At 71.2% G+C, this 22,763-nt stretch carries 21 protein-coding genes; 13 read left to right on the top strand and 8 right to left on the bottom strand.

Features of this window, described 5'->3' with window-relative positions:
* Positions 1–8: 8 nt before the first annotated feature.
* Positions 9–1,160 carry an acyl-CoA dehydrogenase family protein gene (locus ACLJQF_RS20840; RefSeq protein WP_410610840.1) on the top strand — a complete coding sequence of 384 codons (1,152 nt, stop codon included), beginning with the start codon at positions 9–11 and terminating at the stop codon, positions 1,158–1,160.
* A 13-nt stretch (positions 1,161–1,173) separates the two neighbouring features.
* The gene (locus ACLJQF_RS20835; protein WP_410610838.1) at positions 1,174–2,310 is read left to right on the top strand and encodes a CaiB/BaiF CoA transferase family protein; all 1,137 of its coding nucleotides are present in this window, start codon (positions 1,174–1,176) and stop codon (positions 2,308–2,310) included.
* Here the strand turns inward: ACLJQF_RS20835 and ACLJQF_RS20830 are convergent.
* Positions 2,307–2,837 carry a GNAT family N-acetyltransferase gene (locus ACLJQF_RS20830; protein WP_410610836.1) on the bottom strand — a complete coding sequence of 177 codons (531 nt, stop codon included), beginning with the start codon at positions 2,835–2,837 and terminating at the stop codon, positions 2,307–2,309. The two genes, ACLJQF_RS20835 and ACLJQF_RS20830, sit on opposite strands and share 4 nt — an antisense overlap.
* A 254-nt stretch (positions 2,838–3,091) precedes the next feature.
* The gene (locus tag ACLJQF_RS20825; RefSeq protein WP_410610834.1) at positions 3,092–3,865 is read right to left on the bottom strand and encodes a crotonase/enoyl-CoA hydratase family protein; all 774 of its coding nucleotides are present in this window, start codon (positions 3,863–3,865) and stop codon (positions 3,092–3,094) included.
* Positions 3,866–3,993: 128 nt separating this feature from the next.
* On the opposite strand from ACLJQF_RS20825, the gene ACLJQF_RS20820 reads away from it, so the two are divergent.
* The 5 genes from ACLJQF_RS20820 to ACLJQF_RS20800 all read left to right on the top strand — a co-directional run bounded on the left by ACLJQF_RS20820 (position 3,994) and on the right by ACLJQF_RS20800 (position 6,854).
* On the top strand, positions 3,994–4,149 hold the full coding sequence (locus ACLJQF_RS20820) for a hypothetical protein (protein ID WP_176742160.1): 156 nt from the start codon (positions 3,994–3,996) through the stop codon (positions 4,147–4,149).
* A gap of 361 nt (positions 4,150–4,510) precedes the next feature.
* Positions 4,511–4,993, top strand: coding sequence for a hypothetical protein (locus ACLJQF_RS20815; protein ID WP_013224355.1), 483 nt, complete (start codon positions 4,511–4,513; stop codon positions 4,991–4,993).
* 123 nt (positions 4,994–5,116) lie between these two features.
* The gene (locus tag ACLJQF_RS20810; RefSeq protein WP_410610832.1) at positions 5,117–6,031 is read left to right on the top strand and encodes a lytic transglycosylase domain-containing protein; all 915 of its coding nucleotides are present in this window, start codon (positions 5,117–5,119) and stop codon (positions 6,029–6,031) included.
* Between the two features lie 65 nt (positions 6,032–6,096).
* A complete protein-coding gene (locus tag ACLJQF_RS20805; RefSeq protein WP_410610831.1) occupies positions 6,097–6,495 on the top strand; it encodes a hypothetical protein in 399 nt (132 codons plus the stop codon).
* Between the two features lie 17 nt (positions 6,496–6,512).
* The gene (locus ACLJQF_RS20800; RefSeq protein ID WP_410610829.1) at positions 6,513–6,854 is read left to right on the top strand and encodes a DUF3817 domain-containing protein; all 342 of its coding nucleotides are present in this window, start codon (positions 6,513–6,515) and stop codon (positions 6,852–6,854) included.
* Here the strand turns inward: ACLJQF_RS20800 and ACLJQF_RS20795 are convergent.
* Positions 6,832–8,256, bottom strand: a complete 1,425-nt coding sequence (locus ACLJQF_RS20795) for an MFS transporter (RefSeq protein ID WP_410610828.1) — start codon at positions 8,254–8,256, stop codon at positions 6,832–6,834. The two genes, ACLJQF_RS20800 and ACLJQF_RS20795, sit on opposite strands and share 23 nt — an antisense overlap.
* A 135-nt stretch (positions 8,257–8,391) precedes the next feature.
* On the opposite strand from ACLJQF_RS20795, the gene ACLJQF_RS20790 reads away from it, so the two are divergent.
* Positions 8,392–8,952, top strand: coding sequence for a TetR/AcrR family transcriptional regulator (locus tag ACLJQF_RS20790; protein ID WP_410610826.1), 561 nt, complete (start codon positions 8,392–8,394; stop codon positions 8,950–8,952).
* Positions 8,953–8,971: 19 nt separating this feature from the next.
* On the opposite strand, the gene ACLJQF_RS20785 is transcribed toward ACLJQF_RS20790, so the two are convergent.
* Positions 8,972–10,564, bottom strand: a complete 1,593-nt coding sequence (locus ACLJQF_RS20785; protein WP_410610824.1) for a cation acetate symporter — start codon at positions 10,562–10,564, stop codon at positions 8,972–8,974.
* The gene (locus ACLJQF_RS20780) at positions 10,561–10,998 is read right to left on the bottom strand and encodes a DUF485 domain-containing protein (protein WP_410610823.1); all 438 of its coding nucleotides are present in this window, start codon (positions 10,996–10,998) and stop codon (positions 10,561–10,563) included. The genes ACLJQF_RS20785 and ACLJQF_RS20780 overlap by 4 nt, the downstream gene beginning before the upstream one ends.
* Before the next feature lie 1,026 nt (positions 10,999–12,024).
* Between ACLJQF_RS20780 and ACLJQF_RS20775 the strand changes: the two genes are divergently transcribed.
* The 4 genes from ACLJQF_RS20775 to ACLJQF_RS20760 are packed head-to-tail and all read left to right on the top strand — an operon-like array spanning position 12,025 to position 17,641.
* Positions 12,025–15,876 (top strand): nitrate- and nitrite sensing domain-containing protein, encoded by a 3,852-nt coding sequence (locus ACLJQF_RS20775; RefSeq protein ID WP_410610902.1) that lies wholly within the window; start codon positions 12,025–12,027, stop codon positions 15,874–15,876.
* On the top strand, positions 15,873–16,325 hold the full coding sequence (locus tag ACLJQF_RS20770; RefSeq protein ID WP_004561253.1) for a roadblock/LC7 domain-containing protein: 453 nt from the start codon (positions 15,873–15,875) through the stop codon (positions 16,323–16,325). The genes ACLJQF_RS20775 and ACLJQF_RS20770 overlap by 4 nt, the downstream gene beginning before the upstream one ends.
* Before the next feature lie 7 nt (positions 16,326–16,332).
* Complete coding sequence (locus ACLJQF_RS20765; protein WP_410610821.1) at positions 16,333–17,049, top strand: DUF742 domain-containing protein; 717 nt, start codon at positions 16,333–16,335, stop codon at positions 17,047–17,049.
* A gap of 28 nt (positions 17,050–17,077) precedes the next feature.
* Positions 17,078–17,641: a GTP-binding protein gene (locus ACLJQF_RS20760; RefSeq protein WP_013224365.1), complete on the top strand. Its 564-nt coding sequence runs from the start codon at positions 17,078–17,080 to the stop codon at positions 17,639–17,641.
* Between the two features lie 47 nt (positions 17,642–17,688).
* On the opposite strand, the gene ACLJQF_RS20755 is transcribed toward ACLJQF_RS20760, so the two are convergent.
* From ACLJQF_RS20755 to ACLJQF_RS20745, 3 genes are all read right to left on the bottom strand, one after another.
* The gene (locus tag ACLJQF_RS20755; protein ID WP_410610819.1) at positions 17,689–18,249 is read right to left on the bottom strand and encodes a dihydrofolate reductase family protein; all 561 of its coding nucleotides are present in this window, start codon (positions 18,247–18,249) and stop codon (positions 17,689–17,691) included.
* Positions 18,250–18,345: 96 nt separating this feature from the next.
* Positions 18,346–18,996, bottom strand: coding sequence for a DUF899 domain-containing protein (locus tag ACLJQF_RS20750; RefSeq protein WP_410610817.1), 651 nt, complete (start codon positions 18,994–18,996; stop codon positions 18,346–18,348).
* On the bottom strand, positions 18,993–19,349 hold the full coding sequence (locus tag ACLJQF_RS20745) for an ArsR/SmtB family transcription factor (RefSeq protein WP_410610816.1): 357 nt from the start codon (positions 19,347–19,349) through the stop codon (positions 18,993–18,995). Before ACLJQF_RS20745 ends, ACLJQF_RS20750 begins: the two co-directional genes overlap by 4 nt.
* A gap of 137 nt (positions 19,350–19,486) precedes the next feature.
* On the opposite strand from ACLJQF_RS20745, the gene icmF reads away from it, so the two are divergent.
* Entirely contained in the window at positions 19,487–22,720 is a 3,234-nt protein-coding gene (icmF, locus tag ACLJQF_RS20740) for a fused isobutyryl-CoA mutase/GTPase IcmF (protein ID WP_410610814.1), read from the top strand.
* Positions 22,721–22,763 lie beyond the last annotated feature (43 nt).

Raw genomic sequence — 22,763 nt, 5'->3', positions numbered from 1 at the left:
AGGGTCCCGTGCCACTGCAACTGCCGAAGAGCTCGTGGAGCACGACCGAGCTCGAGGACCTCCGCGAGCTCGCGCGGTCGTTCCTGCAGAAGGAAGCTGTCCCGCACCAGGAACGCTGGGCGGCGGAGAAGCGGGTTGACCGCGAGCTGTGGACGAAGGCGGGCGAGGTCGGCCTGCTCTGCCTGTCCATCCCCGAGGAGTACGGCGGGGGCGGCGGCACCTTCGCCCACGAAGCCGTCCTCTACGAGGAGCAGGCGCGCGCCGGCGACAGCGCCTGGGGCGTCACCGTCCACAATGGAATTGTCGCGCACTACCTGCTCGCCTACGCCTCGGAAGAGAAGAAGCGCGAGTGGCTGCCGAAGCTGGCCAGTGGCGAAATGGTCGGCGCGATAGCGATGACCGAACCCGGCACCGGCTCCGACCTGCAGGGCATCAAGACGCGCGCGGTCCGCGACGGTGACCACTACGTCCTCAACGGCGCGAAGACCTTCATCACCAACGGACTCCACGCCGACCTCGTCGTCGTCGCGGTCAAGACCGACCCGGACGCGGGCGCGCAGGGCGTCTCGCTGATCGTCGTCGAGACCGACACGCCGGGCTTCCGCCGCGGGCGCGTCCTCGACAAGGTCGGGATGAAGGGCCAGGACACCGCCGAGCTGTTCTTCGACGACGTCCGCGTGCCCGTCGGCAACCTGCTCGGCGACGCCGAGGGTCAAGGCTTCGTCCAGCTGATGCTGCAACTGCCCCAGGAACGGCTGATCATCGCCGTCACCGCGGTGGCCGGGCTGGAGTCGGCGGTCGACCTCACGCTCGAGTACACGAAGGAGCGCACGGCGTTCGGCCGGCCGATCTTTTCCTTCCAGAACACCAAGTTCAAGCTCGCCGAGGCGGCGACCGAGGCCGCGGTGGCACGGGCGTTCCTCGACCAGTGCATCGAACGGCACCTGCGCGGCGAACTGGACGTCCAGGGCGCGGCGATGGCCAAGCTGTGGACCACCGAGCGTGTCAACAAGGTGATCGACGACTGCGTGCAGCTGTTCGGCGGCTACGGCTACATGACCGAGTACCCGATCGCGCGCGCCTGGGCCGACGTCCGGATCTCGCGGATCTTCGGCGGCACCAGCGAAATCATGAAGGAAATCATCTCCCGCTCGCTCTGAAAGGGTGCCGCTCATGAAGGCAGGTCCGCTCGGCGGCCTGAAGGTGGTGGAGCTCGCGGGTCTCGCGCCCGGGCCCTTCGCCACGATGATCCTCGCCGACCTCGGCGCCGACGTCGTCCGCGTCGACCGCGCGCAGCCGGGGGAGGACATCCTCGGCATCGGGACCGACCCGCTCGCCCGCGGCCGCCGGTCCGCCGGCATCAACACCAAGACGCCGGAGGGGGTCGAGCTGGTGCTGAAGCTGTGCGACAGCGCCGACGTCCTCATCGAGGGCTTCCGCCCGGGCGTCGCCGAACGCATCGGGCTCGGCCCCGACGTCGTGCACGCCCGGAACCCGCGGCTGGTCTACGGCCGGATGACCGGCTGGGGTCAGGACGGGCCGCTCGCCCGTGCGGCCGGCCACGACATCAACTACATCGGCATCGCCGGCGCCCTCGAACCGATCGGGCGCGCGGGCGAGCGGCCGGTGCCGCCGCTGAACCTCGTCGGCGACTTCGGCGGCGGCGGGCTGCTGCTGGCGATGGGCATCCTGGCCGCGCTGTACGAACGGAACACGTCCGGGCGCGGCCAGGTCGTCGACGCGTCGATGGTCGACGGCGCGGCCCTGCTCACCACGAGCCTGCACGGCATCAAGGCGGCCGGGCTCTGGTCCGAGGAGCGCGGCGAGAACATGCTCGACGGCGGCGCGCCGTTCTACGACACGTACGAGACCGCGGACGGCAAGTACGTCGCCGTCGGCGCGATCGAGATGCGGTTCTGGGGCGACCTGGTCAAGGTGCTGGAGCTGGACCCGGCGGAGCTGCCGCTGCACGTCGACCGGACGCAGTGGCCCCGGCTGCGGGAAATCGTGGCGGGGGCGATCGCCAAGCACACCCGCGACGAGCTCGTCGCGCGCGCCGAAGGCACCGACGCGTGCCTGACGCCGGTGCTGTCGCCGGAAGAGGCGGCGTCGCACCCGCACAACGCGGCGCGCGGCACGTTCGTCGAGATCGGCGGCATGGTCCAGCCGGCGCCGGCCCCGCGGTTCGGCCGGACGCCGCCGTCGACGCCGGAAGCACCGCGGGCCAAGGGATCCGACACCGAAGCGGTGCTCGCCGAACTGGGCGTCACGGACCTGGACGCCCTGCGCGCGGCGGGCGTGATCGCCTAGGGTTTCGCCAGGTCGGAGCGCACGACCGAGTAGATGACGTGGTCGCGCCACTCGCCGTCACGGAAGCCGTAGCCACGAAGCACGCCTTCGCGGGTGAAGCCGGCTTTCTCGAGCGAGCGCTGTTCGGCGCGGTTGCCGGTCTCGGTCGTCGCTTCGACCCGGTTGAGCTGGGTGTGGGCGAAGAGGTAGCCGACGAGCAGGCGCTGGGCCTCGGTGCCGTAGCCGTGGCCGCGTGCCTCCGGCGCCAGCACGAGGCCCATGTTCCAGCAGTAGGACGTCGCCCCGGTGCGGGTGCGGTGCCAGGAGACGAGCCCGAGGACGCGGCCGCCGAGCGTCGGCACGAGCATGCCGGTCTCGGCGGTGAGCATCCCGGTCTCCAGCCACCGGCGGCGCAGGTAACCGGGATCGTGCCAGCCGAACCACTGGTGCTCGCCGGCCGCGACGGGATCGTTGGTCAGCTGTTCCAGCAGGCCGAGGTCGCTTTCGGCCACCGGCCGGAGCTCCACTCCGACACCGTCGTCGTCCATCCGGAGACCTTATCGGCCGCTTGACCGGAACCGGCACGTCCGCGCGCAAGATAGCTCGCTAGAGCCATCACCCGTGACCGAGAGGTCGACACGCGTGATTCAAGAGTCGACACGCGTGATCCAGAGGTCGACACGGCGCAACCGGAGGCCCGGCCGTGTCGACCTTCCAATCACGCGTGTCGACTCCTCGATCACGCGAGTCGACCGCTCAATCACGCGAGATGCCCCGCGGATCACGTTAGATGCCCCGCTGGTCACGCGAAGGTGCCGTGGCGGCCTTCGCCGCCGGCGAAGCGGGCCGCGCCGTCGACCGCCTCCGCGGCCAGGACGCCCGAGCCCATCGCCGCGGCGAACTCCGCCGTCAGCGCGTCCTCTTCGGACTCGCCCCACTGGGCCAGTGCCGACCGGCGGTCGCCGCGCAGGCAGGACTGCGGGAAGGCCGCCAGCTGCCGGGCCAGCTCCTGCGCCGCCGGCACCGCTTCGCCCGCCGGGACCAGGCGGTTGGCCAAGCCGATCTCGAAGGCCTCGGCGGCGTCGACCGGCCGTCCGGTGAGGATGAGGTCCATCGCGCGGGACTGGCCGATCAGGCGCGGCAGCCGCACCGTCCCGCCGTCGATCAGCGGGACGCCCCAGCGGCGGCAGAACACGCCGAACACCGCCGTGACGTCCGCGACCCGCAGGTCGCACCACAGGGCCAGCTCGAGCCCGCCCGCGACGGCCGGCCCGTGCACCGCCGCGATCACCGGCTTGCCGAGGGCCATCCGGGTGGGCCCCATCGGGCCGTCCCCGTCCGGGTGGGTGCGGTTCATCCGGTCGGTGCCGATCGCCTTGAGATCGGCACCCGCGCAGAACGCGCCGCCGGCTCCGGTCAGGACCGCGACGGCCGCGCCCGGGTCGGCGTCGAACGCGCGGAAGGCTTCGGCCAGCTCCGCCGCCGTCGGCGCGTCGACGGCGTTGCGCGCCGCCGGGCGGTCGATGGTGATCGTCGTCACCGCGCCGTCCCGTTGCACCAGCACGTTCCGGGACATGGCCGCTCCTGGGGTTGATCGACTGGGGTTGATCGAGGTGTCTTCGGTGGACGCCTTCCCTACAGTATTGGGATGGCCACTCCCAGGACGGGGACGGCGAGCCGGGGAGGAAGCACATGTCGGGCGGCGTGAAGAAGATTCTGATCGTGGGCGTGGTCGCGCTCGTGCTCTTCCTCCTGATCACCCAGCCCACCCAGTCCGCCGACTTCGTGCACCGCGTGCTCGGCTGGCTCAAGGACGGCGCCGAAGCGATCGTCACGTTCTTCCGCGCCCTCTTCTCCTGACCTGGCGCTTCTCCGTACCGGCGCCGCCACGGGCGGTGCCGGTGACTACCGTGCGTGTTAACGGACGGTAAATCACCCAGCGTCACCAATCTCGGAATCCGGACTCCGGCACTCGACCATCCGGGTGGATTGCGGTCGAAAACGCGCTGGTCGTCGAATTCGTGGCACCGGGGGTCTGGCGAAGACGACCACCCCGGCCCTACGGTGCTCACATTGCGTGATCGGGTGGTTCGCCATCCCCCCGGAGACCCTCGGTACGCAGGCATTTTCCACTCAGCAAGGTGCAGGTTGGTGCGTGCGGCACCACCGCGTGGGACAGCCGTCAGGGCCTGTCCGTCGGGGACCTACATAGGAGGCAGGGATGACCGGAGATCCCGGAGTGGACGCGTTGATCCGGCAGTGGGCCGCCGAGCGCGAGAGGACTCCCGAGGAGCAGGAGGTCGACCGCATCGCTTCCGCGTGGCTGGCCGACGCGCCCGCGCAGGCTCCGGGCATTCCCGGCCAGCGTGCGCGGACCGGCCAGTCGCGGTTCGTCCCGGTGGAGTCGGCCGATCCTGGCTACCTCGCCGCGATGCGCAGCCGGCTGCCGGAGGTGCCCGAAGAGCTCCTCACCGCCGCCGCGGGCTGGTGGCAGATGGTCGGCGGCGTCGCCGAAGCCGAGGAGTGGTGGGACGCCGGTATCAGCCCGCTCGACCAGCGGGCCCTCGACTACCGGGCGGCAGGCCTCGCGCCGTCCGACCTGAGTCGCCGGCTCGGGCCGATGACCGTCCTGCAGCACCTGCGCCGCGGCAGCGCCCCGGCCTGGTGCGTGGCGCGGCTCGCGCGTCAGCAGAAATCCGCCTGACGAGACGTTTTCCACTCGACCGGGTGACCCGGCGTGGTGAGACGATCGGGACGGCCCGCGTAACGCTAACCTGCGCGGGCTCGTTGACAGATCGTCCACACCACGCTGGAGGACCGGAGTTTCGTGCGCACCAGGACCGGAAAGACCGAGGACGACCCGATCGGCGCTCGCGCCGACGAAGCCGTCCCCGCCCCACCGGGACCGCGCTCTCCGGGCGTGGCCGTGCTCACCCGGCTGATCGTGGTCCTCGCCGTGCTGGCCGTGGCCGGCGGCGGGATCTGGCTCGTCACCCGCGCCTCGACGCCCGAGGCGAGCCCGACCACCACCGAAATCCCCGCCTTGCAGGTCAAGGCGGCCGACGTCCGGCCGGGCTCGGTCGCCCCGGCCGGTGGTGCGGTGGCGGGCGGGGCCGAGCAGCAGACGAGCCCGCAGCAGGCCCATCCGCGTGAGACGGGGCCGGCCACGCTGTCGCAGTGGGCGGCCCAGGTCGCGGCGGCCAGCGGCGTCCCGGCGCGGGCCCTGCAGGCGTACGGCAACGCCGAGCTGGCGATGCGCGCGGACCAGCCGGGCTGCAAGATCTCGTGGGCCACGCTCGCGGGCATCGGCCGCATCGAGTCCAACCACGGCCAGTACGCCGGGGCGGTCCTCGGCGCGGACGGCCGCCCGTCCAAGCCGATCATCGGCGTCCCGCTCGACGGATCGGCGGGGGTGCAGGCGATCGGCGACACCGACGGCGGCCGCTACGACGGCGACGCCGGGGTCGACCGGGCGGTGGGCCCGATGCAGTTCATCCCCGGCACGTGGCGCAAGTGGGCCTCGGACGGCAACGGCGACGGCCTGGGCGACCCGCAGCAGATCGACGACGCGGCCCTGGCGGCGGCGCGGTACCTGTGCGCGGGCGGGCGGGACATGGCGAGCCCGAGCGGGTGGTGGGCCGGGATCCTGTCGTACAACAACTCGACGGAGTACGCGCAGAAGGTGTTCGGCCTTGCCGACGGGTACGCGAAGGCCGCCCAGGCGGCGCGCAAGCAGGGTTGAGAGCCCGGCCACCTCGTCCGCGACCGCGCGTCGGCTCTCAGCCGGCCAGTGCTAGCGTCACCTTCGTGCCAGACCCTCACCCGCCGGTGGGATCCCCCTGGGGTCGCCGGATCGCGATCGCCGCGACCTGCCTGGTGAGCCTGCTCGTCTGCTGCGGGCTCGCCTGGTGGCAGTGGGACCGCTTCACCTCCGCGAACGGCACCTTCCAGAACCTCGGCTACGTCCTGCAGTGGCCGCTGTTCGGATTGTTCCCCGCCTTCATGTTCTGGCGGATCCGCAAGCTCCGGCTGAAGGCCGAAGCCGACGGCACCGCGGGCGAGACGCCGAAGCCGGCCCCCGTCGCCGAGGTGCCCGCTCCGCGTCCCCACCCGGACACGAAGGTCACGGACGAGGACGACGAGCTGGCCGCCTACAACCGTTACCTGCGCGAGCTGCACGCCCGTGATCAGCAGGCAGCAGAGTGAAGAGTGAGGACGACCCGATGACCACCAGCACCGAAGGCGCCCGGACAGCCGTGCCGCTCGTCGGCCCCCTGGTCCGGTTCCGCACCGCCGCCTACGTCACCGGTGTCGGCTTGCTCGGCCTGTGCTTCGTCATGGTGCTGCGGTACGCCTTCGGCAACGCGACGCCGTCCGCGGTCTACTCGCCGATCCACGGCGTCCTCTACATGATCTACCTCGTGCTGACCATCGACCTGGCGATCAAGGCCCGCTGGTCGATCAAGGGCACCGTGCTCGTGCTGCTGGCCGGCTGCGTCCCGTTCGTCTCGTTCCTCGTCGAGCGCCGGGTGACGCACAAGGTCAAGGCCGGGCAGAAGCTGTAACGCGGCGGAAGGTCAGCGCCACCAGCACCGTGCAGGCCGCGAACGCCGCGGCCGTGGCGAACGCCGCCGTCATGCCGTCGACCGTCAGCTGCGCGCCCGTCGTGGTGGCCGAGCGGGTGACCGAACCGAACACCGTCACCAGGACGGCCAGCCCGAGCGTGCTGCCGACCTGCTGCATCGTCTGCAGCACGCCGCCCGCCGCGCCCGCGTCCTCGCTCGGCACGGTCGCCATCACGATCACGTTCAACGGCGCGAACGACAGCCCGGCGCCGAGGCCCATCAGCAGCAGCGGCCCGAACAACGCCGGGAAGTACGTGCTTTCGGTGGTGAGCAGGGTGAGCCAGCCGACGCCGGCGACCATCAGCAGCGAGCCGGTGACGGCCACGGGCTTCGGCCCGTAGCGGGGGAGCAGCCGCGGCACGAGCCGGCTCATGGTGAAGATCAGCACCGCCATCGGGAGGAAGGCGAACCCGGTCGCCAGCGCCGCGAAGTGCCGGATGTCCTGCATGAACTGGGTCAGGAAGAAGAACATCGACATCATCGCCATCGGCCCGAGGAAGAAGTTGACGTAGGCCGCGCTGCGGTTGCGGTCGGCGAACAGCCGCAGCGGCACCAGCGGCAGCGCGGTGCGGGCCTCGATGGCGACGAAGCCGGCGAGCAGCACCAGGCCGGCGGCGAGCGAGCCGAGCGTCACCGGGTTGCCCCAGCCGTCGGAGGCGGCGTGGGTGAAGGCGAACACGAGCGCGCCGACGCCGAGGGTGCCGGTGACCGCGCCCGGCAGGTCCAGGTGCGCGCGACGGCGTTCGGGCTCGGCCACGAACCGCGGGGCGAGCAGGGCGATCGCCAGGCCGAACGGGACGTTGATGAACAGCGCCGCGCGCCACGAGATCCACTCGGTGAGCAGGCCGCCGACGATCAGGCCGATCGCGAAGCCGCCACTGGACATCGCGGAGAACAGTGCCAGCGCGCGGACCCGCGCCTTGGGCTCGGTGAACGTCGTCGTGACCAGCGCCAGGGTGCTCGGACCCGCCATGGCGGCGCCGACCCCCTGCAGCACGCGGGCGATGATGAGCAGCGTGGCCGAGTCGGCGAGCCCGCCGGCCAGCGAGGCGAGCGTGAACACGACGATGCCCGCGACGAACATCCGCCGCCGTCCGAACAGGTCGCCCGCCCGGCCGCCGAGCAGCAGCAGGCCGCCGAAGACGAGGCTGTACGCGGTCATCACCCAGGACAGGCCGGTGGCGGAAAACCCCAGGTCGGACTGGATGCGCGGGAGCGCGACGTTCATCACCGTCGCGTCGAGGACGAGCATGAGCTGGCAGGTCAGGATGATCGCGAGGACCAGCCCGCCGCGGTGGGGGCGCGCCGGTACGGGCGCGCGGTCGAGCGTTTGGTGCGACAAGGAATACTCCCCCGAGGAGTAAGAGAGGAAGCGGAGATGTTCTCCGCTTGCGTGCGATCCGATAATATGGAGAGCGTCTCCGGATGCGCAAGTGAATTCGGAGAATCTCTCCGGTTAAGTGGCGAGGAGGCCGGGATGCCGGACACCGAGCGTCCGATGCGGGCGGACGCGCGACGCAACTACGAGCGCATCGTCGCGACGGCGAAGGACCTCTTCACCGCCCAGGGCGCCGACGTGCCGCTGGACGACGTCGCCAAGAAGGCCGGCGTCGGCGCGGGCACCCTCTACCGGCACTTCCCGACCCGGGAGAAGCTGTTCGAAGCGGTCTACCGCGACGAGATCACGGTGCTGGCCGACCGCGCGTTCGTCCTGCACGACGAGCTGCCGCCGTGGGAAGCCCTGGAAGCGTGGCTGCTCGCCCAGGTCACCTGGGTCGTCGAGCGGCACAAGCTGGCGACGATCCTCAAGGAGTCCATCGATTCGGGCTCGGAGACCTTCCAGTACTGCCAGAAGCGGCTTCGCGAAGCGACGGGAGTGCTCGTGGAAGCGGCGCAGGAGGCCGGGCTGGTCCGCCCGGACGTCGTCGGCGTCGATGTCCTCCGGCTCGGCCACGGCGCCGGGATGGCCGTGCGCAACTGCACCCCGGACGAGGGCAGGCGCGTGCTGAACGTGATCCTGGACGGCCTGCGCGCCTGACGCAGGCCGCCGGCGCGGATCAGCTGCCGATGCCGGTCATCGAGCGGACCTCCATCTCGGCCTGCTTCTCCGCATCCGCCTTCGGCCGGCCCACCAGCGTCCCGACGAACCCGCACAGGAACGAGAAGGGGATCGACACGAGACCCGGGTTCTTCAACGGGAACCAGGCGAAGTCGAGGCCCTTGACGATCGAGTCCGGCGAGCCCGAGACGACCGGCGAGAACAGCACCAGCAGCAGGCACGCGATCAGGCCGCCGTACATGCCCCACAGCGTCCCGGTGGTGTTGAACCGCTTCCAGAACAACGAGTACAGCAGCGTCGAGAGGTTGGCCGACGCCGCCACCGCGAACGCCAGCGCCACCAGGAACGCGACGTTCTGCCCGTTCGCCAGCACCCCGCCGGCGATCGCCAGCACGCCGACCACGATCGCGGTCAGCCGCGCCACCCGGACCTCGTCCGCCGGCTCGGCCTTGCCGCGCTTGAAGATGTTCGCGTAGACGTCGTGGGCGAACGAGGCCGACGCGGTGATCGTCAGCCCGGCCACCACCGCGAGGATCGTCGCGAACGCCACCGCGGCGATCACGCCCAGCAGCAGCGTCCCGCCGATGTGCAGCGCCAGCAGCGGCGCCGCCGAGTTCTCCCCGCCAGGGGCGCTCTTGATCTCGTCCGCGCCGACCAGGGCGGCCGCGCCGAAGCCGATCACCAGCGTGCACGCGTAGAAGATGAGCATGCAGACCGTCGCCCAGACGACCGAGCGACGCGCCTCCAGGGAGTTCGGCACCGTGTAGAAGCGCATCAGCAGGTGCGGCAGCGAGGACAGGCCGAGCACCAGGGCCAGTGCGAGCGACACGAAGTCGAGCTTGGTGGTGTCGTCCTTGCCGTAGGAGCCGCCGGGTTCCAGCAGGTGCTCGCCCAGCGGGCTCTTCTCGGTCGCGGCCGAGAGCAGGTTCGAGAAGCTGAAGCCGTACTTGCCGAACAGGAACACCGCCATCAGCACCACGGCCAGCATCAGCACGCCGGCCTTGATGATCTGCACCCACGTGGTGCCCTTCATCCCGCCGACCAGCACGTAGACGACCATGACCAGGCCGACCACGCCGATGATCAGCGCCTGCCCGAGCCGGGTGTGGATGTCGAGCAGCAGGGCGACCAGGCCGCCGGCGCCCGCCATCTGCGCCAGCATGTAGAACAGCGAGATCACCAGCGTCGACGTCGCCGCCGCGGCCCGCACCGGGCGCGGCTTCATCCGGAAGCTGATCACGTCGCCCATCGTGAACCGGCCGGTGTTCCGCGTCAGCTCGGCGATCAGCAGCAGGTCGACTAGCCAGGCGACCAGGAAGCCGATGGAGTAGAGGAAGCCGTCGTAACCGTGGACGGCGATCGCGCCCGCGATGCCGAGGAACGACGCCGCGGAGAGGAAGTCCCCGGAGAGCGCGATGCCGTTCTGGCGGCCGGTGAAGGCACTGCCCGCGGCGTAGTAGTCCGACGTCGAGGAGTTCCGGCTGCCGGCCCGGTAGACGACGTACAGAGTGATCGCCACGAACAGGGCGAACACGACGGTGTTGATGACGGGGTCGCTGGCGGCCGGCCCGCCCGCGGCGAGCGCGGTCATCGGCGCTTCTCTTCCACCAGGCCCGCGCGCGCCCGAAGCTCGGCGACCTGCGGGTCGAGCCGGCGGCGCGCGTAGTGCAGGTAGAGCCAGGTGATCAGCGCGGTGCTGGCGAACTGGCCGAGGCCGAGCAGGATGGCCACGTTGACCTGGCCGAAGACCTTGCGGCTCATGAATTCGTGCGCGTACGCGGCCAGCAGCACGTACGTCATGTACCAGGCGAAGAAGGCGAAGCTGAGCGGGAAGACGAACCCGCGGAACCGGCGGCGCAGCGAGACGAACTCGGGGCTGGCCTGGATCGCGGTGTAGTCGGGGCCCGAGGGGGTGGCGGACCGGCGGGGCAGGTCCCCGGCCGGGTCGGGACCGGCGGGCAGGACCGGGATCCGGCTCGTCTCCTCGAGGGCGTTGCCCGGCGCGGGCCGCGCTACGTCGTACATGGTGCCTCCGGCAGGTGCCTCCGTGGCGGCGGGCCCCGGGCGCCTGCGGGCAGGGCGCCGGGCCGCCCTTGCGGACTGCGAGGGCACATCGTAACTACGCCATCCGGCGGGTGCCGAAGGCGGCCGGACCGTCCGGTCGGTTCGGGAGACGGTATTCGTTTTCCCGTCGATCGCGTCGAATGGGTGACCGGCGACAACGCGGTGTGGAGAACGTCCGTAATGCGGAAAAGAATTGTGACGGGACGTTGTCGGGGGTGAAGTGGACTACGGCAAACGGGGTAACGACGCTGGTCGTCTCGCCGAGGTGGTCACCAAAAGTAGTCGAATGCCGAGCTTGATCCTGCTCGCGGGTGGCTTCGGGTAGCGTAAGGGCGGCGAAGATCCACTGGTCAGCGTAGGGTTCCGAAAGAAATCACCAGGTCGGGGCCGGGGAACGCGCAACGCCACAACATCGGGCGCATCTTGAGACTTGACCCACCCGTTGGTGGTACGGAGTGTAGATCGACCGAGGGATGCTGCTACCCTGCCTGGGCTAATCGGGTGACAGCCGGATGCGAGTGGCCCGCAGTCCGGTAACCGGAATTCCCTCTTCGGTGGCGGTGAGGCTGGAATGTCCTGGGCGGTGGACGGTCGCGAATACACTTTTCGCAGGTCAGCGCCCGAACGGGGAACACAATTGACCGGCACGGCATCGGGGGTACGATTCTTTGGCCCAGCTGACCGCAGCGATCGATTGGCACCGATAAAGTTGATCTCGATCACCGTGCACAACGCAACTTGCGACATGCACGTGCATAGTCCCGGGCAGCAGCGCCCCGGGCGCGGGATCGCGAAGCGGTGCCTGCCCGGCGACGGGCGCGCGGACGGCGGGGCGGCCGGGGCCGAGCGAGGGCGCCGGGGAAGCGGCAGGGCGGGGACGGCACGGCCGTCCGCAAGCCCGTCGCGCTCCGGGACGCCGCGCCGCCGACGCGGATCCATGACGCCGGACAGGGAGTCACTCACGTGACCGTTGCAGGAGAAGGTCAGGTGCCCGTCGGGGAGCTGCTCGGCCGAGCGCCCCGGCGGTCGAAGGGGAAGGCCGTGTGGCGCGCGCTGGTGCAGTGGCGCGACTGGAGCCTGCCCGTCAAGCTTTCGGCCGTCACGGTCGTGCCCATCGTCCTCGCGCTCGTCCTGGGCGTCGCGACGATCGCCGCCCAGGTCGGCCGCTCGGACGAGTACCAGCGGCTCGACCGGCTGGTCGCGCTCGGCGGCGGGGTGCGCACCCTGACCGCCGCCCTCCAGCAGGAGCGCACGGTCACCGCGGCGATGCTGACCGAGGGCACCGTCGGCGGCACCCCCGAGCTGGCCGCGGCGCGCAAGGCCACCGACGCCGCGACCGGCCCGTTCACCGCGGAGCAGGCCCGCGCGTCCGAAGCCGAGCCCGGCGTCTCCGGGGCGGCGGGTACCGCCTCCGCACAGGTCGGCAACCTCTCCTTCCTGCGCCGCCAGGTCGACGGCGGCCAGCTCGACCCCGGTCAGGCCATCACGGCGTACTCCGCGGTCACCGGCTCGCTCATCAGCCTCGACACCGCGGCCACCGCGGGGGCCGGCGACGGCACCCTCGGCGGCACGCCCGCCGGGCTGCACGAACTGCTGGTCGCCGGCGAGCAGGTGTCGCTCAGCGAGGCCCTCGTCTCCTACGGCGTCGGCCGGGGCGGGCTGACGCCGAGCGAGCTGGCCACCCTGCGCGCCGCCGAGCTGCGGCTCGCCGACCGGCTCGTCGACTTCCGGTCGGCGGCGGGTGACACGCTGCAGCGCGACTTCGCGGCGATCGCGGAAGGCACGCAGGCGCAGAGCCGGGCCCGGATGGTCGAGACGGTGCTGAACGCGCAGAGCGGCGCGGTGGACGACGCGTTCCGTGCCCTGCCGGCCGCGGACTGGACCACCGCCTCCGCGGCGATGCGCACGCAGATCGGCTCGATCGCCGACCGGCTCGGCGCGTCGGCGGCGCAGACGGCGGCGGACCTGGTCGACGACGCCAGCAGCGGTGCCGGCCTGCTCGCGGTGCTGCTGTTCGCCGCGATGGTGCTGGCCGTCGCGGTCGTCTTCCTCATCACCCGCCAGCTGCTGCGCTCGCTGAAGGTGCTGCGTCGCAGCGCCCTCGACGTCGCCGAGACCGCGCTGCCGGAGGCGGTCCGCAACATCCAGGAGGGCCGCGCGCAGGGCACCGACGTCCGGCCGGTCCCGGTGCACACCGACGACGAGGTCGGCGAGGTGGCGCGGGCCTTCGACAAGGTGCACCACCAGGCGCTGCGGCTGGCGACCGAGCAGGCCGCGATGCGCACCGGCTACGGCAGCGTCTTCGTCAACCTCTCGCGGCGCAGCCAGAGCCTGGTGCAGCGGCAGCTGCAGCTGATCGAGCAGCTCGAGCGGGACGAAGAGGACGCCGACCAGCTGGCGACGCTGTTCCAGCTCGACCACCTCGCCACCCGGATGCGGCGCAACAACGAGAACCTGATGGTGCTCTCGGGCGCCGAGCCGGGCCGCCGGTCCGGGAAGCCGGTCGGCACCACCGACATGCTGCGTGCCGCGGTGTCGGAGATCGAGCAGTACCAGCGCGTCCAGGTGCAGCCGCCACCCCCGGCCCGGATCGTCGGCTACGCGGCGAGCGACCTGATGCGCCTGGTCGCCGAGCTGCTGGACAACGCCACGGCGTTCTCCGCGCCGGAGACCACGGTGACCGTGGCGTCGCGGCTGGGCGAGGACGGCTCGCTCCACATCGACATCCTGGACAAGGGCATCGGGATGACCGAGTGCGAGGTCATCGAGGCGAACACCCGGCTGACCGAGGCCGGGTCGGTCGACCTGGTGACGTCGCGCCGGATGGGCCTGTTCGTCGTCGGCCGGCTGGCCAGCAGGCACCGGATCGGGGTGTCGCTGCACGGCGGCCGGGACATCGTCGGCGTCCGCGCCACGGTCGTGGTCCCGCCGGAGCTGGTGATGCCGGTGACCGACGGCCCGGCGACCGGCCCGATCGGCTCTCTGCAGCAGCACCCGGCGAGCCCGGCGGCGGGCAACCAGCTGCCGCGCCGCCCGGTCAACGGCGCGAGCCGCCCGCGGCCGCTGGTGCCGCAGCAGCCGGCGATGGGCGAGGAGCGGTGGCCGTCGGCGAGCGACCTGGCCGGCCTGTCCGGCGTGCGCCCGCCGTCGGACCTGGAGATCTCCGGGACGGCCCTGTTCGCCCCGATCGAGAAGGACGGCGACGTCCCGCCGCAGCGCCCCGCCTTGCCGCAGGTGCCCGCGGTGCTGCCCGTGCCGCAGAGCCCGCCTCCGCGCGGCGACGACCTGCCGGCGGGCAAGGACCTGTTCACGGCCAACGAGACCACGCTCAGCGACTGGTGGCAGGAGGCGACCGCGGGGAAGGAGCCGCCCCCGCCGGCCCCGGCACCGGACCGGTCCGAGACGACGCCGATCTTCGACGAGATGCTGTCGGCGTGGTTCCGCGAGGACAAGCCGGCCGCGGAGGAGGAACCGGCCGCCGCTTCCCCCGAGACGCCGCCGGAAGAGCGCCGCAGCTGGGACTTCGCGAGCGACGAGAACTTCCGCACGGTCCAGGAGGTGACGAAGGCCGAGCCGACGGCGTTCACGGAGGCGGGTCTCCCGCGCCGCCGCCGCGGCGAGCAGCTCCTCCCGGGCAGCGCCACCCCGCACTCCCCGGCGGCGACCCCCAAGCCGGCCCCGGCCGGCCCGGACCTCCCGGTCCGCGACCCGGCGGACGTCCGCGGCCGCTTGAGCAGCTTCCAGCAGGGCGTGACCCGCGGCCGCCGCCAGGCCCGCCAGGCCGCGGCCCAGCGATCCCGCCCGGCCCAGCCGACACCGGGGACACCGGGGACATCGGCGGTGCAGGGGCTCGGCACGGCCCAGTCCGCGGGGCAGCAGGAGGCGGCGGCGCAGCCGACGGCCGAGCAGGGGGCGGCGGCGCAGCCGGCGGCCGGTGGTGCTGCGGCCACCACGGGTCCGGCGCAGCAGGCGGCAGGTCCGGCGGCCACACAGCAGGTGGCGGGCTCGCCGAATGCGCAAGCGTCACAGCAGCCGGGCGCCGAGCAGGAACCGGCCTCGGAGCAGGCCGCGCCGCAGTCGGGCACGGCTCAGCAACCGCCCGCATCGCAGCCTGCGGCCGCGCGGCAGGCACCCGTGCCACAGCCGTCCGCATCGCAGCAACCGCCCGCATCGCAGCAACCGCCCGCGCCGCAGTCCGCGGCGGCTCAGCAGGAGCCCGCGCCGCAGCCGGGTACGGCTCGGCAAGCAGCCGCGGCCGTCCCGCAGGCACCCGCAGTCACCCCGCAGCCGGGCAAGGCACCCCGGCCCGGCCCCCGGCCGCCTGCGGGCGGCGTGCTCCCCAGCCGCCGGCCGGCCGCGAACGGGTCCACTTCCGGCGCCTTCCCGCAGCCGCCCCTCCCGCAGCCCACCCGCCGGCGCCCGGACGTCTTCCAGGAGTCCGGGCAGCTGCCGGTCGCCAACGGCCGTCCCGTTTCCCCGCCGTCCTCGCTGCCCGGCAGGAAGGCCCCGGAGACCCCGGTCCCGCGCAGCGAAGAGTCCGCGGTCGAAGCCACCACCGAGTGGGATTTCGGCACGGACGACGGCTGGCGTGCGGTGCAAGCGGTGTCCCAGTCGGCACCCTCCACCTTCACTTCGGCAGGATTGCCCCGGCGCCGTCGCGGGGAGCAGTTGCTTCCGGGCAGTGCCGGATCGTCCACCGGGGCCACGGCCCCCCGACCACAACGGGACGCACACGACGTGCGCGGCCGCCTGCGGAGTTTCCAGCAGGGCATCGAGCGCGGACGCCACCGCACCGCACAGGCGGCCGAGACCAACCACGAGACCTTGGAGGGTGAATGACCTCGCCGAGTAGTGCTCAGCCGACGCAGAACCAGTTCGGCTGGCTGGTGAACGACTTCGCGGAGCGGGTGCCCGGTGTGGCCCACGCCGTGGTCGTCTCGGCGGACGGCTTGCTGCTGACCGCGTCGAACCGGCTTCCGCTGGACCGGGCCGACCAGCTCGCCGCGGTCGCCTCCGGGCTGGTCAGCCTCACCCAGGGCGCGGCCCGCTGCTTCGAAGCCGGCGCGGTCAACGAGACCGTCGTCGAGATGGAGCTGGGGATCATGGTGCTGATGTCGATCAGCGACGGCTCCTGCCTGGCCGTGCTCGCCGCCCCCAACTGCGACATCGGGCAGGTCGCCTACGAGATGACGATGCTGGTCGACCGGGTCGGCCAGATCCTCACCCCGGAGCTGCGCGCTCAGCTCCAGGGCTCCGGGGGGTCGCTGATCGGCGAACCGGTGGGATGATGGCGCGATGAGCACGGGGTCCGGATTCAACGGCGAACCACCCGCGGGGCACAGCCCCGGCGGGCGTGGGGACGACGGCACGTTCGCCGACGTCCTCAACGGGTTCACGCTGGATTCCGGCCGTGCCCGCCGGAAGCGCAAGAAGAGCAAGGAGTCCCCGCCACCCCCGGCCGCCGGTGCATCCCCGGCCGCGGATCCGCCGGCGCCCGCGCCGTCGGCCGACCAAGGAGATCGTGTGACCTCTTTAGTCTCGCCACCCGGCAGTACCGACGGGGACAGCCCCAGACCAGGCGGTTTGTTCGATCCGGGCCCGCCCAGCGGCGAATTCGTGATGCCCGCGGTCTTCGAACAGCCGCCCGCGCCGGAGGAGCTGACGGCGATCGTCCGGCCCTACGCGCTGACCGGCGGCCGCACCCGGGCCAATTACGCCCTGGAGCTGGAGACACTGATCTCCGCGAAGGACTACGCTGCCACCGGTGGCTTCCCCGAAGTGGCCGTGGAGCAGATCGAGTGCATCTCGATCATGGAAGAGTGCCGGACCCCCCGTTCGGTCGCCGAGATCGTGTCGGCGCTGCGGGTGCCTCTGGGGGTGGCCCGGGTACTGATCAGCGACGCGGCCGACGCGGGGCTGGTCACGGTGCACAAGACGATTACGGGCAATGACGGCGCCGAGGCACATCTGGTGTTGATGGAAAGGGTTTTGAGTGGACTCCGTCGGCTTTAAGGCACCGCGGGACACCGCGCCCCCGACCATGACATCCGCCAAGATCGTGGTGGCTGGCGGCTTCGGTGCGGGGAAGACGACCTTCGTGGGGTCGGTGTCGGAGATCGTGCCGCTGACCACCGAGGCGATGATGACCGACGCCAGCGTCGGGGTCGACAACCTCGACCACACCCCGAACAAGTCGACGACCACGGTGGCGATGGACTTCGGCCGGGTGTCGCTGGACGCGGACCTGATCCTCTACCTGTTCGGCACGCCCGGGCAGCAGCGGTTCTGGTTCATGTGGGACGACCTGGTCCGCGGCGCCATCGGCGCGGTGGTGCTGGCCGACACGCGCCGGCTGGCCGACTCGTTCGCGCCGATCGACTTCTTCGAGGACCGCGGGCTGCCGTACATCGTCGGCGTCAACACGTTCGACGGCGTGCTGGAGCACGACATCAACGACGTCCGCGAGGCACTGTCGATCGACCCGAACATCCCGATCGTCCGCTGTGACGCGCGGGATCGCGAGTCGACCAAGCAGACGCTGATCACGCTGGTCGAGTACGCCATGCGGCAGTGGATCGCGTTGCGGGCGGCCAACGCGCGCTGACACTGGCGGCGCCCGGGGGCCCGGGACGAGCCCGGGCCCGGCGCCGGTCACGCACGGCGGAAGCGCAGCAGCACGACCTGGCCGTCGAAGGTGCGCGCCTCCGCCAGCTCCAGGCCGAGCCGCGCGGTGCCCTCGGCGAACGGGCGCTTGCCGCCGCCGAGGACGACCGGGTGCACGAACACCTGGTATTCGTCGATCAGGCCGCGGGCGGTGAGCTCGGCGGCCAGCTCCGCGCCGCCCATGAGCAGCAGGTCCTTGCCCGGTTCGGCCTTCAGGGACGCCACCGCCTCGGTCAGGTCGCCGCCGACGACGCGGGTGTTCCAGTCCGCCTTCTCCAGCGTCCGCGAGAACACGACCTTCGGCGTCGCCCGCCAGACGGGCGCGAACGCGATGTCGTGCGGGTGGTCGGAGATCGACTCGGCCTCCGGCCAGTACGCGGACATCATCTCCCAGACCTTCCGCCCGTAGGCGAACTCGCCGGAGCGCGCGCTCACCTCCTGCGAGTAGGCGGACAGCTCGGAGCCCATGACCGGCCAGTCGAACTCGCCGTTCGGACCCTCGATGCAGCCGTCGAGCGAAGTGTGGACCATGTAGACGATCTCGCGCATTTCCGTCTCCTCTGTCAGGGGCCAGACACTGTCGGGTCTGACGGCAGGAGGTCGGAGCCGCGGCCGCCGACCGGACACGACCGGCGAAAGAATCTTTCAGTACTCGTCGTGACGCCGCCACCACGAGCTGGGCCCGTCGTCGCCGCGGCTCTCCTCTTCCCACGCTTCCTGGCGGCCCAGCGGCGTGATGTCGAGGTAGCGGTGCGACGAGAGGAACATCTCGCCGCCGCGTCCGGTGGTGAAGTAGGTCCGGTGGACGTCGTCGCCGTCGCGCAGGAACACGCTGACGCCGAAGCCCGCGCCGACGCCGCAGTCTTCGGTGAAGTCGCTGCCGTGCGCGGACACCCACGGCACGTCCCAGCCCATCCGCGCCTTGTACCGCTCGATCTCGGCCAAGGTCGCCGGCGCGACGACCTTCAGCGTGACGTCGCGGGCGTGCAGGTGGGCCAGGTGCGGCAGGTTGTCGAGGACCAGCGAGCAGCCGGGGCACCCCGCCTTGTCGCCCGGGTGCAGCATGAAGTGGTAGACGATCAGCTGGCGGCGCCCGTCGAACAGGTCGAGCAGGCTCCGCTTCCCCTCGGCCGACTCGAACTCGTAAGGCTTGCCGAAGGGGACCATCGGCAGCCGGCGGCGTTCGGCGGCGAGGTGGTCGGCCGCCTTCATGAGCTCCTTCTCCTTGACGAGCAGCGCGTCGCGCGCGGCCTGCCATTCCTCGGGGGAGACGATCTCGGGCAGGGTGGCGGTCATCGGGCGTCCTTTCCTCGGATGAAGCCGGTCAGGTTCTCGAAGCTGGAGGTCCAGCCCTCGTCGTGGCCGTCGAACCCGCCGTCCCAGAACTGCCGGTAGCCGGCGACCCAGCCGGCGACGTCTTCCAGGGGCTTGGCCTCCAGCCGGCAGGGCCGCCACTGGCGGGTGCGGCCGCGGGTGATCAGCCCGGCCTCCTCGAGCACCTTCAGGTGCCGGGACACCGCGGGCAGGCTCATCGGGAGCGGCTCGGCGAGCTCGTTCACCGTCGCTTCGCCGGCCGAGAGGCGCGCGAGGATGGCGCGCCGGGTCGGGTCGGCGAGCGCCGAGAACGTGCGGCTCAGCGTGTCGGTCATTTCACCATCCTGTTAATTAACGAACTCCTTAAATATAGGCCGAGCTGGTGGGTGTCAAGGTTCTCCCGCGCTGCCCTGAGAGCTGCGTCACTGGTCCTCGGGTTTCCAATAGTAGGAAGTCAAAGTATTTTGGAGGGATGAGCAGTGAGCTGTACCGCCCCGTGCACCCCGTCCGCTTCGTGACCGCGTCGAGCCTCTTCGACGGGCACGACGCGTCGATCAACATCATGCGGCGGATCCTGCAGTCACAGGGCGCGGAGGTCGTCCACCTCGGCCACAACCGGTCGGTCGACGAGGTGGCCACCGCGGCCATTGCCGAGGACGTCCAGGGTGTCGCCATCTCGGCTTACCAGGGCGGGCACGTCGAGTACTTCTCCTATCTGGTCGAGCTGCTGCGCGAGCGCGGCGCCGGCCACATCAAGGTCTTCGGCGGCGGGGGCGGGGTGATCGTGCGCGAGGAGATCGAGCTGCTGCACTCGCGTGGCGTCGCCCGCATCTTCTCGCCCGAGGACGGCTACGAGATGGGCCTGCCGGGCATGATCAACCTGATGATCAAGGCCTGCGACGTCGACCTCGCGGCCGAAGCCCCGGCGCTGGACAAGGTGCTCTCCGGGGACGTCGCGGCGCTCTCGCGCGTCATCACCCAGGTGCAGGCCGGGCAGCTGTCCGGTGACCTGCTGGGTGGCCTCACCGAGGCCGCGGGCAAGCGCGAGGTACCCGTGCTGGGCATCACCGGCACCGGCGGCTCGGGCAAGTCGTCGCTCACCGACGAGCTGATCCGCCGGTTCCGCCTCGACCAGGAGGACAAGCTGCGGATCGCGGTGCTCGCCGTCGACCCGTCACGGCGCAAGGGCGGTGGGGCGCTGCTCGGCGACCGCATCCGGATGAACTGCCTCGACGGCTCTCCGGTCTACTTCCGGTCGCTGGCGACGCGCACGACCTCGGGCGAGATCCCGGCCGGGCTGCGCGAGTCGATCCTGGCCTGCAAGGCCGCCGGCTTCGACCTGGTGATCGTCGAGACGCCGGGCATCGGCCAGGGTGACGCCGGGATCGTCGACTTCGTGGACGAGTCGCTGTACGTGATGACGCCGGAGTTCGGCGCCGCGTCACAGCTGGAGAAGATCGACATGCTCGACTTCGCCGACGTCGTCGCGATCAACAAGTTCGAACGCCGCGGCGCCGAGGACGCCCGCCGCGACGTCGCGCGCCAGCTGGTGCGCAACCGCGAGGCGTTCTCGTCGGGTCCGGAGGACATGCCGGTGTACGGCACGAGCGCGGCCAAGTTCAACGACGACGGCGTCACCGCGCTGTACCAGCACCTGCGCGGGATGCTCGCCGAGCGGGGCCTCGGCGTGTCCGCGGGGACGCTGTCGCGGGTCGAGGGCAAGGTCTCGACGGACGCCTCGACGATCATCCCGGGCAACCGGTCCCGGTACCTGGCCGAAATCTCGGACACCGTGCGCGGCTACCACGCGACGACCGTGCAGCAGGTCGCCGCGATCCGCAAGCACGAGGCGCTGGCGCTGGCGCGCGACGAGCTGTCCAAGGTGGACGCCTCCACCGACGCGCTGGACGGCCTCCTCGCCGCCGCCGAGTCCGATGTGGATGGCGAGTCGACAAAGCTCCTGGACCGCTTCCGCGTGCTGGCGGAGGAGTACCGCCAGGACGAGCTGGTCGTGAAGATCCGCGACAAGGAGCTGCGCACGCAGCTGTGGCGCGACACGCTGTCCGGCAACCGGATCCCGCGCGTCGCCCTCCCGCGTTACACCGAGTCCGGTGAGCTGCTGTCGTTCCTGCGCCGCGAGAACCTGCCCGGCTACTTCCCGTACACCGCTGGCGTGTTCCCGTTCAAGCGCGACGGGGAGGACCCGGCGCGGATGTTCGCCGGCGAGGGCGATGCGTTCCGCACCAACCGCCGGTTCAAGCTGCTCTCGGCCGACTCGGAGGCCAAGCGGCTCTCGACGGCGTTCGACTCGGTGACGCTCTACGGCCACGACCCCGACACCCGCCCCGACATCTACGGCAAGGTCGGCACGTCGGGGGTGTCCATCGCGACGCTCGACGACATGAAGGTCCTCTACGACGGCTTCGACCTGACCGCGCCGAACACGTCGGTGTCGATGACCATCAACGGCCCGGCGCCGACGATCCTCGCCTTCTTCCTCAACACGGCGATCGAGCAGAAGGTCGAGGCGTTCAAGGCCGAGCACGGGCGCGAGCCGTCCGACGCCGAAGCCGCCGAGCTGCGCGAGTGGGTGCTGCGCAACGTCCGCGGCACGGTGCAGGCCGACATCCTCAAGGAGGACCAGGGCCAGAACACCTGCATCTTCTCGACCGAGTTCAGCCTCCGGATGATGGCCGACATCCAGGAGTGGTTCATCGAGCGCGGCGTCCGCAACTTCTACTCCGTGTCGATCTCCGGCTACCACATCGCCGAGGCCGGGGCGAACCCGATCTCGCAGCTGGCGTTCACGCTGTCCAACGGCTTCACCTACGTCGAGTCGTACCTCGCGCGCGGCATGGACATCGACGACTTCGCGCCGAACCTGTCGTTCTTCTTCTCCAACGGCATGGACGCGGAGTACTCGGTGCTCGGCCGGGTGGCGCGCCGGATCTGGGCGGTGGCGATGCGCGAGCGCTACGGCGCGAACGAGCGGTCGCAGAAGCTGAAGTACCACGTGCAGACGTCGGGCCGGTCGCTGCACGCGCAGGAGATGAGCTTCAACGACATCCGCACCACGCTGCAGGCGCTCTGCGCGCTGTACGACAACGCGAACTCCTTGCACACCAACGCGTTCGACGAGGCGATCACGACGCCGTCGGAGTCGTCGGTGCGCCGCGCGATGGCCATCCAGATGATCATCAACAAGGAGTGGGGCCTGTCGAAGAACGAGAACCCGCTGCAGGGTTCCTTCGTCATCGACGAGCTGACCGACCTGGTCGAGGAGGCCGTGCTGGCCGAGTTCGACCGGATCAGCGAGCGCGGCGGCGTGCTCGGCGCGATGGAGACCGGCTACCAGCGCGGCAAGATCCAGGACGAATCGATCTTGTACGAGCGCAAGAAGCACGACGGCTCGCTGCCGATCATCGGTGTCAACACGTTCCGCAACCCGCGTTCGGCGGAGGACGAGGTCGAGGTCGAGCTCGCGCGGGCCACGGAGGACGAGAAGAAGTCCCAGCTGGACCGCCTCGCGGACTTCCAGCACCGCCACCACGAGGAGGCCCAGCAGGCGCTGAAGGCGTTGCGCGAGGCGGCCACCCGCGGCGGCAACCTGTTCGGGGTGCTGATGGATGCCGCGCGGGTGTGCTCGCTCGGTCAGATCACGGAGGCGTTCTTCGAGGTCGGCGGTCAGTACCGGCGCAACGTCTAGCACAACAGGGACACTTGTGCGCGCGACCTGGCAAAACCCGGCT

This window comes from Amycolatopsis sp. lyj-109 (genome assembly GCF_046548995.1).
Taxonomy (GTDB): Bacteria; Actinomycetota; Actinomycetes; order Mycobacteriales; family Pseudonocardiaceae; genus Amycolatopsis.
This window is presented reverse-complemented; position numbering and strand designations above follow the sequence as displayed.

Excerpts from the sequence above, each read along its gene's own strand:
- ACLJQF_RS20835 (WP_410610838.1), top strand. The coding sequence starts at position 1,174 with ATGAAGGCAGGTCCGCTCGGCGGCCTGAAGGTGGTGGAGCTCGCGGGT.
- ACLJQF_RS20830 (WP_410610836.1), bottom strand. The coding sequence starts at position 2,837 with ATGGACGACGACGGTGTCGGAGTGGAGCTCCGGCCGGTGGCCGAAAGC.
- ACLJQF_RS20825 (WP_410610834.1), bottom strand. The coding sequence starts at position 3,865 with ATGTCCCGGAACGTGCTGGTGCAACGGGACGGCGCGGTGACGACGATC.
- ACLJQF_RS20815 (WP_013224355.1), top strand. The coding sequence starts at position 4,511 with ATGACCGGAGATCCCGGAGTGGACGCGTTGATCCGGCAGTGGGCCGCC.
- ACLJQF_RS20800 (WP_410610829.1), top strand. The coding sequence starts at position 6,513 with ATGACCACCAGCACCGAAGGCGCCCGGACAGCCGTGCCGCTCGTCGGC.
- ACLJQF_RS20790 (WP_410610826.1), top strand. The coding sequence starts at position 8,392 with ATGCCGGACACCGAGCGTCCGATGCGGGCGGACGCGCGACGCAACTAC.
- ACLJQF_RS20785 (WP_410610824.1), bottom strand. The coding sequence starts at position 10,564 with ATGACCGCGCTCGCCGCGGGCGGGCCGGCCGCCAGCGACCCCGTCATC.
- ACLJQF_RS20780 (WP_410610823.1), bottom strand. The coding sequence starts at position 10,998 with ATGTACGACGTAGCGCGGCCCGCGCCGGGCAACGCCCTCGAGGAGACG.
- ACLJQF_RS20770 (WP_004561253.1), top strand. The coding sequence starts at position 15,873 with ATGACCTCGCCGAGTAGTGCTCAGCCGACGCAGAACCAGTTCGGCTGG.
- ACLJQF_RS20765 (WP_410610821.1), top strand. The coding sequence starts at position 16,333 with ATGAGCACGGGGTCCGGATTCAACGGCGAACCACCCGCGGGGCACAGC.
- ACLJQF_RS20760 (WP_013224365.1), top strand. The coding sequence starts at position 17,078 with ATGACATCCGCCAAGATCGTGGTGGCTGGCGGCTTCGGTGCGGGGAAG.
- ACLJQF_RS20755 (WP_410610819.1), bottom strand. The coding sequence starts at position 18,249 with ATGCGCGAGATCGTCTACATGGTCCACACTTCGCTCGACGGCTGCATC.
- ACLJQF_RS20750 (WP_410610817.1), bottom strand. The coding sequence starts at position 18,996 with ATGACCGCCACCCTGCCCGAGATCGTCTCCCCCGAGGAATGGCAGGCC.
- ACLJQF_RS20745 (WP_410610816.1), bottom strand. The coding sequence starts at position 19,349 with ATGACCGACACGCTGAGCCGCACGTTCTCGGCGCTCGCCGACCCGACC.
- icmF (WP_410610814.1), top strand. The coding sequence starts at position 19,487 with ATGAGCAGTGAGCTGTACCGCCCCGTGCACCCCGTCCGCTTCGTGACC.